Source organism: Microcoleus sp. Pol12B3 (assembly GCF_036701355.1).
Lineage (GTDB): Bacteria > Cyanobacteriota > Cyanobacteriia > Cyanobacteriales > Microcoleaceae > Microcoleus.
Genome location: NZ_JAUBQS010000002.1, coordinates 34,251 through 47,327 on the forward strand (window position 1 = coordinate 34,251; position 13,077 = coordinate 47,327).

Here is a 13,077-nt window from a genome sequence, read left to right on the forward strand (position 1 = left end):
GGACAAAAACCCGGTTTCTTGGATTATCGCCCGCCGCTAACTCCCTCCAATCGCAGGAAATGCACCCGGCCAGATCCATCGCCCGCTACAACTGTCACTCCATCAGGCAAAATTGCACAGCAATTGAAGCTAAAATCTCCGTTGAAACTAGCAATTTCTTTGCCACTAAGCAAATCCCAGATTTTTAGGGTGTTATCCAGTGAAGCGGAAATCGCGGTTTTGCCGTCTGGTGCGATCGCCACTGCTGTTACCCAGCTAGTATGACCGGTGAGGGTTCTAACTTCGGTACCTGTCTCGGTGTCCCAGATTTTCAGGGTTTCATCTGATGAACCGGAAATCGCTCTCTTGCCGTCTGCTGCGATCGCCACTGCATATACCGATTTAGTATGACCGGTGAGGGTTCTAACTTCGGTACCTGTCTCGGTGTCCCAGATTTTCAGGGTTTCATCCCATGAAGCGGAAATCGCTCTCTTGCCGTCTGGTGCGATCGCCACTGCTGTTACCAAGCTAGTATGACCGGTGAGGGTTCTAACTTCGGTATCTGTCTCGGTGTCCCAGATTTTCAGGGTGTTATCCCCTGAAGCGAAAATCGCGGTTTTGCCGTCTGGTGCGATCGCCACTGCATTTACCCGCCTAGTATAATCGGTGAGGGTTCTAACTTCCGTACCTGTCTCGGTGTCCCAGATTTTCAGGGTTTTATCCCGTGAAGCAGAAATCGCTGTCAGACCGTCTGGTGCGATCTCCACTGCATCTACCGATTTAGTATGACCGGTGAGGGTTCTAACTTCCGTACCTGTCTCGGTGTCCCAGATTTTCAGGGTTTTATCCCATGAAGCGGAAATCGCTGTTAAACCATCGGGTGCGATCGTCACTGCTTCTACCCCGCCACTATGACCGGTGAGGGTTCTAACTTCCGTACCTCTCTCGGTGTCCCAGATTTTCAGGGTGTTACCCCGTGAAGCGGAAATCGCTGTCAGGCCGTCTGGTGAGATCGCCACTGCTTCTATCCAGTCACTATGACCGGTGAGGGTTCTAACTTCCCTACCTGTCTTGGTGTCCCAGATTTTCAGGGTTTTATCCCATGAAGCGGAAATCGCTGTTAAACCATCGGGTGCGATCGCCACTGCTGTTACCCGGTTAGTATGACCGATGAGGGTTCTAACTTCCGTACCTCTCTCGGTGTCCCAGATTTTCAGGGTGTTATCCTCTGAAGCCGAAATCGCTCTCTTGCCGTCTGGTGCGATCGCCACTGCATTTACCCAGCCAGTATGACCGGTGAGGGTTCTAACTTCCGTACCTGTCTCGGTGTCCCAGATTTTCAGGGTTTTATCGTATGAAGACGAAATCGCGGTTTTGCCGTCTGGTGCGATCGCCACTGCTTGTACCCGGTTAGTATGACCGATGAGGGTTCTAACTTCGGTGCCTGTCTCGGTGTCCCAGATTTTCAGGGTTTTATCCCATGAAGCGGAAATCGCGGTTTTGCCGTCTGGTGCGATCGCCACTGCATTTACCGACTCAGTATGACCCGTGAGGGTTCTAACTTCCGTACCTGTCTCGGTGTCCCAGATTTTCAGGGTTTTATCCTCTGAAGCGGAAATCGCTGTCAGGCCGTCTGGTGCGATCGCAACTGCTTTTACCGACTCAGTATGACCGATGAGAGTTCGCAGACATCCTTCTCCGGGCCGCTCTAAATTAGCCTTCAAAGGCCGCAACCAAACACTATCTTTCGACTGATTTGCCTGTTCCAGCAACCCCTGAATATCAGTCATTTCAAAATCTAGCAACCTCCCCAATAATTGCCCTGCTAATTCAGTTTTATCCTTTTCCAAAATGTGCGCCGATTTGCGAATAGCCCCTTGAATCAAATTCAGCGTTTGCGTTTGCCCCTCCGACAGCAAAACATCTGCATTTCTCCCTAAATCGTAATCCTCAATTAGCGGCTGCACCCCCAACAATTTTAACTTCGCCTCAATAAAACCAAAATCCGTCACCCAACGATAATAACGGTTGAAATCTCCCCCAATTTCAATGAAATCCCTGGGTTGATGCTTCAACAAATATTCTCGCTCCGATTTACTTTGCTCCGCCAACCACACACCCAAATCGCTCATAGCGGTGCTCCTTCTATCCTGTTATTCATACCTTGACGGTTAAGTTCTTCAACATTAACCCCCGCAGATTGCACAGTTTCATCTTTTGCCAGAAACTCGCGAAAACTGTTGTGATAAATGCTGTAGCGAATTTCGTCGCTGACTTGCTGCTGCCGCAAAAATGAATCCCATTTCTTGAGTACCTGCTGTACTTTAAAATCTGTCTCGCCTACCGATTTAGCAATCCAGCCGCGAGAAACAGCTTCGCGCGCTTTCGAGATCACGTAGATAATCTTAACTTTCATCTCCAACAGCGGATCGTCTTCCCTGCCCATCATCTGTGCCCAATGCTTCCGATAATATCCTGTCAACTCCCTAGGCAAATCTTCCAAAGAAACATCCCTGTACTCGCCGTTTTCGATATCATTCAGCACGTAGCGGAGATACATAAAATTGTTCTGGCTTTTTTGGGCCACCGCCCCCACAAACTGTTCCCGGCTCAAAGCATGACTGGCAATCCAATTCTGAATGGAGGCGCTATTGCTGGTGCGTTTTGCAATATAAGCCTTCGTATCTTCCAGACTTGCTGCATCGTACTGCATCAAATCAAACACCCGATCATTCTTCGTCGTCGGCAAAAGCAAAGATTCCGGCCGCTTGGAAACAATAAAGTAAACGTTATCCGGCAAAACGTCCGGCAAATAAAGAACGTTGCTGCCGCTGCTTTGCAAACTCAAATCGACTTCATCGAGGGCATCTACCACAAAAATCAACTTTTTCCCGCCCAATGTAGCGCTGACTTCCCCCAACAGCCGCCCTAAAAAATTGCCGTTTGCCGTCGCATTTTCCGGCAGTTGCGGATACTTATCCCTGAGTTTAAAGCCATCAATTAATTGAAGGCAGGCATTTTCCAGAAAAGTTTTGGCATCAACAATCCCGTCGGATCGCGAGTTAAAATGAGTAACGCAGCGGCGTCTCATCATCAACACGCACTGCGCCAGAATTGAACTTTTCCCGACACCCGGTTCTGCTTCTAAAACAAAATAGCCTTTCCGATTGGTTTGCAAGAAACGACCAATTTCTTCAAATACAAACTTGCGCCCGGTAAAGTCTTTAGTCCGGTCTTCAATAATCGTCTCGGACTTCAAAGAAATCGGCAATCGGGGCGCGGAAGTATCGATAAATGTTTGCAGCAATTCCCGAACTTGCGCCAAATTGTCGATGCCAATTTCTATCGCTGACAATTTCACCATCACTTGACAAATCTGCTGCCCAGTTGCCACGGCCTCCAACTTTTGCAGAATTTCCCCATTTTGCAGCCCCAAATCTCTCAGTTCTGCCAAAGCAATTTGGTGCAGATTCAACTGCATCGCCGCAAACTTTTCTCCTCCCTTCGCCGCATCCTGTTTCAGCACTCCGCAGTACGCTTTGGGGAAAGTTGCGTACAGCTTGTCCGCCACAAATTCCACAATTTCCGCATCGAAGGATTTGCCCTCGCTGGCCGCGAATTCGTTGACGAAAGTTGCCCAATCTGCCGTTGTCAATCCGGTAACTCGATCGAACTCCTCGGCATCCGCAGAAAAAATCTTGGTTAGCTGGTCTTCGGAAATATTTAAACCCCTTGACAAATCGGCTGTATTCGTGTTAATATCCAGCCAATATTCAGGAGTTTTCTCGGCTAATTGACTGAGTGCTGTTTCTGGATAATGCAAATTTTTGGTTTCGGCGATCGCAATTAGGCGATCGGACTTCGCAACCTCTCTCAAAATATAGCCGATCGCCTCACCCGCCGCCTTAATCAAATCGTGATTGTCGAGAATCCTCGGATTTTTGCTCAACCGTTCCGTCATCCGATTTCCGAGGTCATTAGCCGCGATATTCCCCGCTATACCACTAGCAATCGCCGCCAAAATCGAAACTCCCCCAACTGCGATCGGGCCGCCCATCATACCCGCTGCTGCTGCTGCTTGAGTTCCCGGATTTGCGATCGCATTTGAAATAACTTGTCCAATAGCCATCACCGCACTGCATCCAATAACTCTAGTTTTAAAATTAGCTAAGTCAAGTAGTGGCATAAAATAAATATTCTTCTTTTCAAAAGTTGGTAGTAATTATATTTTGCACGCTTGCGTTTAGTCCGTCGGGGGTTGAAACCCCCGCCTCATAGCGAAAGTCGCTTGAAACCGACTGAAAAGTTAGTTGATATCACAAGGTTTTTAGTCCTCATAGCGAGGACTTGGGCTATGAGACAGGGGTTTTAACCCCTGGCGGTTATTGCAAATGCAATAACTCAAATATTGCAACTACAAAACAGCAGCCACAGTTGCCATCAGCAATCCTTGAAACAATTTCACCCCATCAGTTTCGCCCAACATCGGATCGGAAGCCCTCTCAGGATGCGGCATCATTCCTAATACATTGCCAGCCCGATTGCAAATACCGGCAATATTATTTAACGAACCGTTCGGATTGCCAGCATCGCTAATTTTGCCCGCCTCTGTGCAGTAGCGAAACAGCACTTGCTCGTGTTCTTCTAACTCGGCTAAAGTATCGGCATCGGCATAATAATTGCCTTCCCCGTGGGCGATCGGCAAATCGATGATTTCACCCGTAGTATAAGCGGCAGTCCAACGAGTATTACCGCGCTCGACTTTCAAAGAAGCGCGATCGCAAATAAAATTCAACCCCGCATTCCGCACCAGAGCACCGGGCAGCAAACCAGCTTCAGTCAACACCTGAAAACCGTTGCAAATACCCAGTACAAGTTTGCCTTTTTTCGCGTGTTCCGCAGTAGCCCGCATCGCCGGAGAAAAACGGGCGATCGCGCCGCACCGCAAATAATCTCCGTAACTGAAACCACCGGGAATTACAATGATATCAATATCCGAAATATCGGTATCTTCGTGCCAAATCATGCGAGTTGGTTGGTGGAGTAACCCTTGAGTTACCCACACCACATCGCGATCGCAATTTGAACCCGGAAAAACAATAACTCCAAATTTCATAAGCTGAAGGAAGAAGGAAGAAGGAAGTTCGGCAACGGATTATGTAACGGATGTAACGGATGTCAGGAAGAAGGAAGAGGTGTCAACATAAGACTAAAATCTTATGTTTTTCTTCCTTGTATCGAAGTCTCGATCCCCCTAAATCCCCCTTAAAAAGGGGGACTTTGAGTCGTTCTAGTTCTTGTATTGTTAACAGAGACTGTGAACACTCTTGTCCCCCCTTATTAAGGGGGGATCTCCGGGTTTAAAAAGACCCTAGGGGCGATCGCATTTATGCCGCCGCTGTCTCCACAGCAACAGGAATTTCAGTCAGATCAAAGCGATAATTTTCAATCACTGGATTGGCCAAAAGTTGGTCGCAAACGCGATCGAGTTGTTCGCGGGCCTCCGACTCAGCAGCAGCAGTCAGCGTCAATTCAACGTATTTCCCAATACGCACGCGCTCAACATTGTCGTATCCCATGTGTTGCAAACCAGACTGTACGGCAGTGCCGGCGGGATCTAAAACAGAAGGGCGGAGGGTAACATAGATTTGGGCAAGATATTTCTGAGTCACGGGAATGTTGCGGTAGGTGATGTGAAAGTTAGCCCCATTGTATTCTACAACCGAGCTGCGCGCCGATCGCCATTTGGTTCGCCCAAGTAAGATAGCCTAGAAATAGGGACAGATTTGACTCTAGCAGATTACACAAAAAATTATGAGAACCAACCGCACCCGCAGTCAGGAGCGTATTTTACATTTGCTCAAGCACTTGAATCGATCGCTCTCAGCGCAAGATATCTACTTAGAACTGCGTAACAGCGACCAAAGCATGGGCTTAGCAACCGTTTACCGTTCCCTCGACGGTTTAAAGCGAGAGGGGTTCGTTCACGTCAGAACGCTTGCTAGTGGCGAGTCTCTCTACGGTGCCGCCCACCAAGACCAACATCACTTAACTTGTCTGGAATGTGGCGCGTCAATTACGATCGACGAATGTCCCGTCCACCACTTAGAAAGCCAACTACAACAATCTCATTCTTTCAAAATTTATTATCACACTTTGGAGTTTTTCGGATTGTGCGATCGATGTACTTTAGCTCAAGAATCTTAGAGAAGTTATTAGTCATGAATCATATCAATTCCGGTTGCACGAGCGAAATGATTGTTGACTATTGACTGTTGACTCGATTTGATAATTCCGATGCAACAGTCAACGATATAGCAATCCTCGGATCATTTGTGAATTTCTTAATTTCTCCCCGCGGGTTCGGGGAGGGTTAGAGTGGGGTGCAAAAGTGAGATGATCCCGGTGTTGTTTGTGTAGCGACAGATTTCAACCTGTCGTTTTATTAACTCGCTCAAGGATGCAAAAATTCTAAATGATCTCCGGGAATCGATCGCAATTTTGCAGCCGAGCCTTGCAGTTTCAACCGACCGCGCTCTAACATGATAATCCAATCGGCGCGATCGATCACTCGCGGCCTGTGACTGATAAAAATCGTCGTTTTCCCGTGCCGATACATCAACAATTGTTCTAAAACTTCCGCTTCGCTTGCGGGGTCAAGCCCTGCGGTAGATTCGTCTAAAATCAATACAGGCGGGTTGTTGAGAATAGCGCGGGCGATCGCCAATCTTTGTCTTTGTCCGCCAGAAATATTTGCTCCAAACTCCCCTAAAACAGTTTGATATTTATCCGGCAATTGGCTGATAAATTCATCCGCCCCCGCAATTTTGCAAACTTTAACAATCTGTTCAAAGCTGATATCTGGACTGCCCAAACGAAAATTTTCTAGAATCGAACGGCTCCAAAAATGCGCTTCTTGAGGAACCAATACTACCTGGTGTCTGAGACTGTCGAGAGACAAATCCTGCAAGTTGTAACCGCCAATTCTAATATTACCAGATTGCAGCGGGTACAGACCAGCAATTACTTTAGCCAGCGTACTTTTTCCGCACCCGGAATGGCCGATTAAAGCAATTGCTTGACCGCCGGGAAACGTAACGGAAAAATTTTCCAGCAAGTCAAGTCTGCCGGGGTAGTGAAAACTAACACTCTTGCAAACAACACCGTCGTGGTTCTGAATAGTTACAAAAGGTTTATTAGTATCGTCTTTAGTTTCCGGTTCAGCATCTATAACTTCCGACAGCCGTTGAGTAGCTGTCTGCACGCGAGTCATCTCATCAGTAAATCCTACTAGCGAATTCACCCAAGTAGTAACGTTTTGATTCATGCTAATAAACGCTAGCAACTGACCTATACTCAATACCTTGTCAATCACCAAACCGCTACCAAGCCACAGCAGAGTAATGCTGCCAGCAGAGCCAACAAAACCAGAAAATATATTGTTTAGAATGCCAATTTGTGTAGTGCGAAAAGTTAGCTTTGCTAAGCGACCGAAGCGGGTTTGAAATTCTTCCCAAAGTTGCTGACCGCTGGTAGTAGTTTTGACAGTCAGCGCGCCTTTAAAAGTTTCTACTAAAACGCCTTGAGTTTCTGCTTCCAGCACAAATAAACTGCGCGTTTTTTGCTGCAATACGGGCAGAAAGACCACTGTAGAGGCAGTCATTAAAAGAGCTAGAGCTGTAGCTGCTAACGTCAGTTCCTTGCTGTAAAACAACATAAAGATAAAAGAAACTACAGCGATAAAAAATTGACTGGGCAAGCTGATAGCGACTTGAGAAACTAATTTATTAATTTCTTGGATATCTTGTAATCTACTGACAATTTCTCCACTGCGTCGGGTTTCGTAAAAACTCAAAGGCAATCGCAGAAATTTGCGAGCAAATTCCATCACCAATCCCAACTCTAAACGCTGAGAAAACTGAGCAATTAAGTTCGACTGTATCAATCCTAAACTGCTGCTAAAAAGGTTCATAACTATAACTGCGATCGCCACACTCGCCAGGAGTTGTCTGTCGCCCCGCACCAGAATGTCGTCGGTGAGCAGTTGAACTAGAAAAGGCGAAGAAATCGACAGCAAACCCAAGACTGCATTCAGCAAAAATGCTTCCATTAAAATCGGGCGGTAAATCCCAACCCGGCGCATCCATTTTTGTAAGGAATTAGCGGGCGGTTGACCCTCTGCTGCTGCAAAAAACCGCTCAGCATCGGGTTCTACTAGCAAGCACAGCCAATCTGTCCAAGCTGCTGCTAATTCTGCTTTAGAAACATAGCGCATACCGACAGCCGGATCGCCGATCGCATATTGGTTGCCCTGTTTGCCGTACAAAACAACCCAGTGATAGCCGCTCCAGTGAATAATCATCGGTAGAGGGGCATCATCGAGCTTGTCTAAAATTGCAGCGGCCGCTCGCACCGATCGAGCATTAAAGCCGATCGCCTCAGCGCCTTGTTTCAAGCCCAGTAAACTCGTCCCTTGCTGGCCCGTACCGACAAATTCTCGCAAGCGGCTAATTGTAAAATTCTGTCCGTAAAATTTGGCGATCGAAACCAGACAAGCTGCACCGCAATCTTCTTCGCTCTGCTGGAGAACAACCTGATATTTCATCAACCTGTTTACTTGTCCGAAGAAAGGCATTTCTGGGATAAAAGGAATGTTCTTTAACATTTGGCAAAATGAATAATGAGTAGAGCCTAATGAACATTACCCCTCACCGAGTAGCCAATCAGAACAAAGCACCCATAAACTTATGGGTGCTTTATTAATTAACATCGAGCGAGCTGAATTGACAGCACTAAAATTTACCAGTAGCGGTACACTACTCTGAAGGAGCCGTCGCAATTCCGGCGGTACACGACGTGACGGGTCGGACGGTAACAGTTATATCGATTAGAATAATAGTAACCGCCGTTGACGCTAGCTGATTCTTCAGGAGTGAGTTCAGCAAACAGTGAATTGTCCTTTGTTTCTTTCATGATTTGACTCCGTTTAAGTTGAGAAAAGCGAAGGGAAGCTAGAAATCTTATCTAATTTCTAGAGCCTCGTGTAAATACTGACTAATACTTCTTGTAGTGCTGTACAGCCTCCGGAATATTACGGAAAAATTTTCAAAATTTACTTGGTGGCACAACTTGACTCAGCTATTTAAACCACTAGGGTTTTGTAAGGGCGACCGAGGTTCGGATCGTACAGATAAAGCTGGCTAGGCGGCGGCAGGAAAAACAGCATATTCAGGCCATAGCTGCTGCTGTTATCCGTCTCGCTGTTGCTTTTAGCACCGCTAACACCGCTGGTAATGTTGCCACCGTTGACAGTAGCAGATTCTCCATCGGTTACTTCGATGAAGAGTGAACCTGGTTGACTTTCTGACATAAATAACTCCTATTAATACCTATGTACTTACTTACTACCTACGCATACAGTAAAAACCCGGTAACAGCGCCAAAAGTTATGGCAAAAATCCCATATTTTCCTGACTGTAGCCCGCTGGCTTCACTCGTCTTGATATTTGGCGAAGTTTGTGGGTGGGAACGGCAAAGCTGTGCGGATTTTTACCTCTACCCTGTGAATTTTGATTTAGACTTCTAAACCTATACTTGGTTTCCGGAAAGCCGATCGTAAAAGTGACAAAACAAATCAGCGATCTCTGGCTCTCCCCCAACTCAAAACTCAAAATTTCCAACTATTCCCCTCTCCCCCAGCTACCACCATGTCTCTCACTCCCGAAGCCACACCCCCTGAAACCTTTGATAACGACCAGTTTTTGCCCCCTGTCAGCCACTGGACAACTTTGGGGGGCATTTTGATGGTGGCGACGTTTGGCGGGGCGATCGCCCTGGCTAGCGTCACCAAATACAGCGCTACAGTAAAAGCAGATGCGATCGTCCGTCCCGCCGGAGAAGTGCGCGTCGTGCAAGCAGCCACAGAAGGAACCGTCGAAAGCATTGCTGTCAGCGAGAATCAGACAGTAAAAGAAGGAGATGCGATCGCAGTTATAGACGCTTCGCGTTTAAGCGAGCAAAAAAAACAGTTACAAGAAATAATTAACCAGTCTCAACCAGCAGCACAGCAAATCAACCAGCAACTGCGCGACTTAGAAAATCAAATTTTGGCCAGCGCCCAATTTAAAAGCATTCAAAGTGAAAGTTCCGCCCAACAGGAATTAATCGAATCCGCTTTAGTAAAATTCGCCACATCGCTGCCAGATGTCGCCGAGAGGCTGGGTCGAAGTCGGCGGGTTTTGCTCGTCAAGCAAGCCTCCATTCAACAACAATTAATTCAAGCTAAAAAAGAACTAAATCAAATTGACTTAAAACTCGAAAATAGCGTGATCCGCACACCTACGGATGGTACAATTCTCAGACTGGAAGTACGAAATACTGGTCAAACCGTACAAGCCGGCAGCGCGATCGCCCAAATCGTCCCCAGCGACGTACCCCTGGTAGTCAAAGCCAAGGTGACATCCCAAGACATCGCCCGCATCCAAATCGGCCAACCCGTACAGATCAGGATTTCGGCTTTGCCTTTTCCCGATTACGGCACATTAAAAGGAACTGTCAGCGAAATCGCCCCAGATGCGATCGCAACTCAAAATCCCACTAATAATTTAGGTACAGCTTATTACGAAGTGGCAATTAAGCCTGAACAAACTTATTTAACAAAACTCAAATCCGCCAACGGTCAATTTTTCGGAAACCCCCAGGCTAATGTCTCCCGCCAGTATTCGATTCAATCGGGAATGGAAGGCAGAGCCGATATTATTACCGGCGAAGAAACTGTTCTGACATTTGTTTTGCGGAAAGCAAGGTTGCTGACAGATTGGTAATTAGTCAGTTGTCAGTTGTTAGTTGTCACTTGTCACTTGTTAGTTGTCAGTCAACAGTCAACAGTCAACAGTCAGCAGTCAACAGTCAACAGTCAGCAGTCAGCAGTCAACAGTCAACCGCCAGAAAATTAGAGGCTCTGAAATTGAAATAACGTGTCAATATAGAAATGTGACTTCAATTCTATTCTTTCCTCATGGGCAAACAGCGCGTTCTTTCAGGAGTTCAGCCAACAGGCAATCTTCACCTCGGTAATTATCTCGGTGCAATTCGCAACTGGGTAGAAGGTCAAAGTCAGTACGAAAATTACTTCTGCGTAGTCGATTTGCACGCAATTACCGCACCGCACAATCCAGCAACTCTAGCCTCCGACACTTACACGATCGCCGCACTCTATTTAGCTTGCGGCATCGATTTAGAATATTCTACTATTTTCGTGCAATCCCACGTCTCGGCTCACACAGAACTAGCATGGCTGCTAAACTGCATTACGCCGATTAACTGGCTCGAAGATATGATTCAGTTTAAAGAAAAAGCAGTTAAACAAGGTGAAAATGTCAACGCCGGTTTGCTAAATTATCCCGTGTTAATGGCAGCAGATATTTTGCTTTACGATGCAGACAAAGTGCCAGTGGGAGAAGACCAAAAACAGCATTTGGAACTCACCCGCGATATTGTCATCAGATTGAATCACCAATTCGGCACACCCGAAAAGCCAGTATTGAAACTTCCCGAACCGTTAATTCGGACTGACGGTGCGAGGGTGATGAGTTTGACAGATGGCACGCGCAAGATGTCGAAATCTGACCCTTCCGAACAAAGTCGAATTAATTTATTGGATTCGCCAGATACGATAGCCAAAAAAATCAAGCGCTGCAAAACAGATGCCGTGCGGGGTTTGACTTTTGACGACCCCGATCGCCCCGAAGCGAGAAATTTGCTGACACTTTATCTCCTGCTTTCCGGCAAATCTAAGGAAGAAGTAGCAACGGAGTGTGAAAACATGGGTTGGGGAGATTTTAAACCCTTGCTGACAGAGACGACAATTAATGCCCTCAAACCAATTCAGGATAAATACAAGGAAATAATGGACGATCCGGGATATTTAGAGTCTGTACTACGTCGCGGAAGAGAACAAGCAGAAGCTATTGCTAATCAAACTCTAACTAAGGTGAAGACAGCTTTCGGTTATTCTTTACCTGTTTAGTTGTTAGTTGTTAGTTGTTAGTTGTTCTTGGTTACTTGTTAAGAATGACAACAGCCAACAGCCCACTAACAACTGCTAACAGTCCACTGTCAACAGTCAAATAACAAATAACCAATAACAGACAAATAATCATGAACCGTTTTCGCACAGCCTGCACCACCCCCGGAGAATTTATAATTACCGCCGAAGTTGCCCCACCAAAAGGTGGCGACATAACTCACACAATTCAAATGGCTGAACGCCTAAAAAATAGAGTACACGCCATTAATATCACCGACGGGAGTCGCGCAGTTTTGCGAATGTGTCCGCTAGCAGTTTCGGCGATTTTAGTGCAGCACGGAATTGAGCCAATTTGTCAAGTTGCTTGTCGCGATCGCAATCAAATTGGCCTGCAAGCGGATCTCATGGGGGCCCACGCTTTAGGCATTCGCAATGTATTAGCACTCACAGGCGATCCCGTCAAAGCGGGCGACCATCCTAAAGCAAAAAGTGTATTCGATTTGGAATCTGTTCGGCTATTGCAAGTTATTCAAAAAATGAACGGTGGCCAAGACTGGAATGACAAACCTTTAACCGACGGAGTTACTGATTTATTTGTAGGTGCAGCAGTCGATCCGCAATGCCCCAGTTGGTCTGGTTTGCAAAGTCGATTTGAGAAAAAAGTAGAGGCGGGAGCACAGTTTTTTCAGAGTCAATTAATTACAGATTTTGAAGTTTTGGATAAGTTTATGCACCACATTGCTGCGGGGTGCAACAAGCCTGTTTTAGCAGGAATATTTTTGTTTAAATCAGCGAAAAATGCTGAATTTATTAAAAAATACGTGCCAGGAGTTCACATTCCGCAAGAGACGATAGACCGTTTGGCAAAAGCTCCCGAACCCTTGCAGGAAGGCATAAAAATTGCTGCCGAACAAGTCAAGCTAGCGCGGCAGATTTGTCAAGGAGTTCACATGATGGCCGTCAAACGAGAAGATTTAATTCCTCAAATTTTGGATTTGGCAGGAATCGAGCCACTGAGATAAAATTAAACATAGGGGCGGGTTTTACAAATCAATTATCAATGGCTAAAA

Annotated in this window: 11 protein-coding genes; 4 read left to right on the top strand and 7 right to left on the bottom strand. The window is 46.5% G+C overall.

What is annotated here, in order from left to right; translation table 11 throughout:
- Positions 1–23: 23 nt before the first annotated feature.
- From QUA53_RS01210 to purS, 4 genes are all read right to left on the bottom strand, one after another.
- Positions 24–2,111, bottom strand: coding sequence for a WD40 repeat domain-containing protein (locus QUA53_RS01210; RefSeq protein WP_333094444.1), 2,088 nt, complete (start codon positions 2,109–2,111; stop codon positions 24–26).
- On the bottom strand, positions 2,108–4,165 hold the full coding sequence (locus QUA53_RS01215) for an ATP-binding protein (protein WP_333094446.1): 2,058 nt from the start codon (positions 4,163–4,165) through the stop codon (positions 2,108–2,110). The genes QUA53_RS01210 and QUA53_RS01215 overlap by 4 nt, the downstream gene beginning before the upstream one ends.
- Positions 4,166–4,393: 228 nt before the next feature.
- A complete protein-coding gene (gene purQ, locus QUA53_RS01220; protein WP_333094447.1) occupies positions 4,394–5,095 on the bottom strand; it encodes a phosphoribosylformylglycinamidine synthase subunit PurQ in 702 nt (233 codons plus the stop codon).
- Between the two features lie 271 nt (positions 5,096–5,366).
- Positions 5,367–5,651, bottom strand: a complete 285-nt coding sequence (gene purS, locus QUA53_RS01225) for a phosphoribosylformylglycinamidine synthase subunit PurS (protein ID WP_006634701.1) — start codon at positions 5,649–5,651, stop codon at positions 5,367–5,369.
- 142 nt (positions 5,652–5,793) lie between these two features.
- On the opposite strand from purS, the gene QUA53_RS01230 reads away from it, so the two are divergent.
- On the top strand, positions 5,794–6,186 hold the full coding sequence (locus QUA53_RS01230; RefSeq protein ID WP_333055475.1) for a Fur family transcriptional regulator: 393 nt from the start codon (positions 5,794–5,796) through the stop codon (positions 6,184–6,186).
- A 247-nt stretch (positions 6,187–6,433) separates the two neighbouring features.
- Here QUA53_RS01230 and QUA53_RS01235 read toward each other — a convergent pair whose 3' ends face one another.
- From QUA53_RS01235 to QUA53_RS01245, 3 genes are all read right to left on the bottom strand, one after another.
- Entirely contained in the window at positions 6,434–8,644 is a 2,211-nt protein-coding gene (locus QUA53_RS01235; protein ID WP_333094448.1) for a peptidase domain-containing ABC transporter, read from the bottom strand.
- Positions 8,645–8,778: 134 nt separating this feature from the next.
- The gene (locus QUA53_RS01240; protein WP_333094449.1) at positions 8,779–8,952 is read right to left on the bottom strand and encodes a hypothetical protein; all 174 of its coding nucleotides are present in this window, start codon (positions 8,950–8,952) and stop codon (positions 8,779–8,781) included.
- A 169-nt stretch (positions 8,953–9,121) separates the two neighbouring features.
- Positions 9,122–9,349: a secretion protein HlyD gene (locus QUA53_RS01245; RefSeq protein WP_333094450.1), complete on the bottom strand. Its 228-nt coding sequence runs from the start codon at positions 9,347–9,349 to the stop codon at positions 9,122–9,124.
- Between the two features lie 337 nt (positions 9,350–9,686).
- On the opposite strand from QUA53_RS01245, the gene QUA53_RS01250 reads away from it, so the two are divergent.
- The 3 genes from QUA53_RS01250 to QUA53_RS01260 all read left to right on the top strand — a co-directional run bounded on the left by QUA53_RS01250 (position 9,687) and on the right by QUA53_RS01260 (position 13,029).
- Positions 9,687–10,802 (top strand): HlyD family efflux transporter periplasmic adaptor subunit, encoded by a 1,116-nt coding sequence (locus QUA53_RS01250; protein WP_333094451.1) that lies wholly within the window; start codon positions 9,687–9,689, stop codon positions 10,800–10,802.
- Between the two features lie 194 nt (positions 10,803–10,996).
- Positions 10,997–12,007: a tryptophan--tRNA ligase gene (trpS, locus tag QUA53_RS01255; protein ID WP_333067839.1), complete on the top strand. Its 1,011-nt coding sequence runs from the start codon at positions 10,997–10,999 to the stop codon at positions 12,005–12,007.
- Positions 12,008–12,138: 131 nt separating this feature from the next.
- Positions 12,139–13,029 (top strand): methylenetetrahydrofolate reductase, encoded by an 891-nt coding sequence (locus tag QUA53_RS01260; RefSeq protein WP_333094452.1) that lies wholly within the window; start codon positions 12,139–12,141, stop codon positions 13,027–13,029.
- The last annotated feature ends 48 nt before the right edge of the window (positions 13,030–13,077 follow it).

Coding starts and splice junctions, on each gene's coding strand:
- QUA53_RS01215 (WP_333094446.1), bottom strand. CDS start 4,165: ATGCCACTACTTGACTTAGCTAATTTTAAAACTAGAGTTATTGGATGC.
- QUA53_RS01235 (WP_333094448.1), bottom strand. CDS start 8,644: ATGTTAAAGAACATTCCTTTTATCCCAGAAATGCCTTTCTTCGGACAA.
- QUA53_RS01230 (WP_333055475.1), top strand. CDS start 5,794: ATGAGAACCAACCGCACCCGCAGTCAGGAGCGTATTTTACATTTGCTC.
- QUA53_RS01210 (WP_333094444.1), bottom strand. CDS start 2,111: ATGAGCGATTTGGGTGTGTGGTTGGCGGAGCAAAGTAAATCGGAGCGA.
- QUA53_RS01240 (WP_333094449.1), bottom strand. CDS start 8,952: ATGAAAGAAACAAAGGACAATTCACTGTTTGCTGAACTCACTCCTGAA.
- QUA53_RS01245 (WP_333094450.1), bottom strand. CDS start 9,349: ATGTCAGAAAGTCAACCAGGTTCACTCTTCATCGAAGTAACCGATGGA.
- purQ (WP_333094447.1), bottom strand. CDS start 5,095: ATGAAATTTGGAGTTATTGTTTTTCCGGGTTCAAATTGCGATCGCGAT.
- QUA53_RS01250 (WP_333094451.1), top strand. CDS start 9,687: ATGTCTCTCACTCCCGAAGCCACACCCCCTGAAACCTTTGATAACGAC.
- QUA53_RS01260 (WP_333094452.1), top strand. CDS start 12,139: ATGAACCGTTTTCGCACAGCCTGCACCACCCCCGGAGAATTTATAATT.
- trpS (WP_333067839.1), top strand. CDS start 10,997: ATGGGCAAACAGCGCGTTCTTTCAGGAGTTCAGCCAACAGGCAATCTT.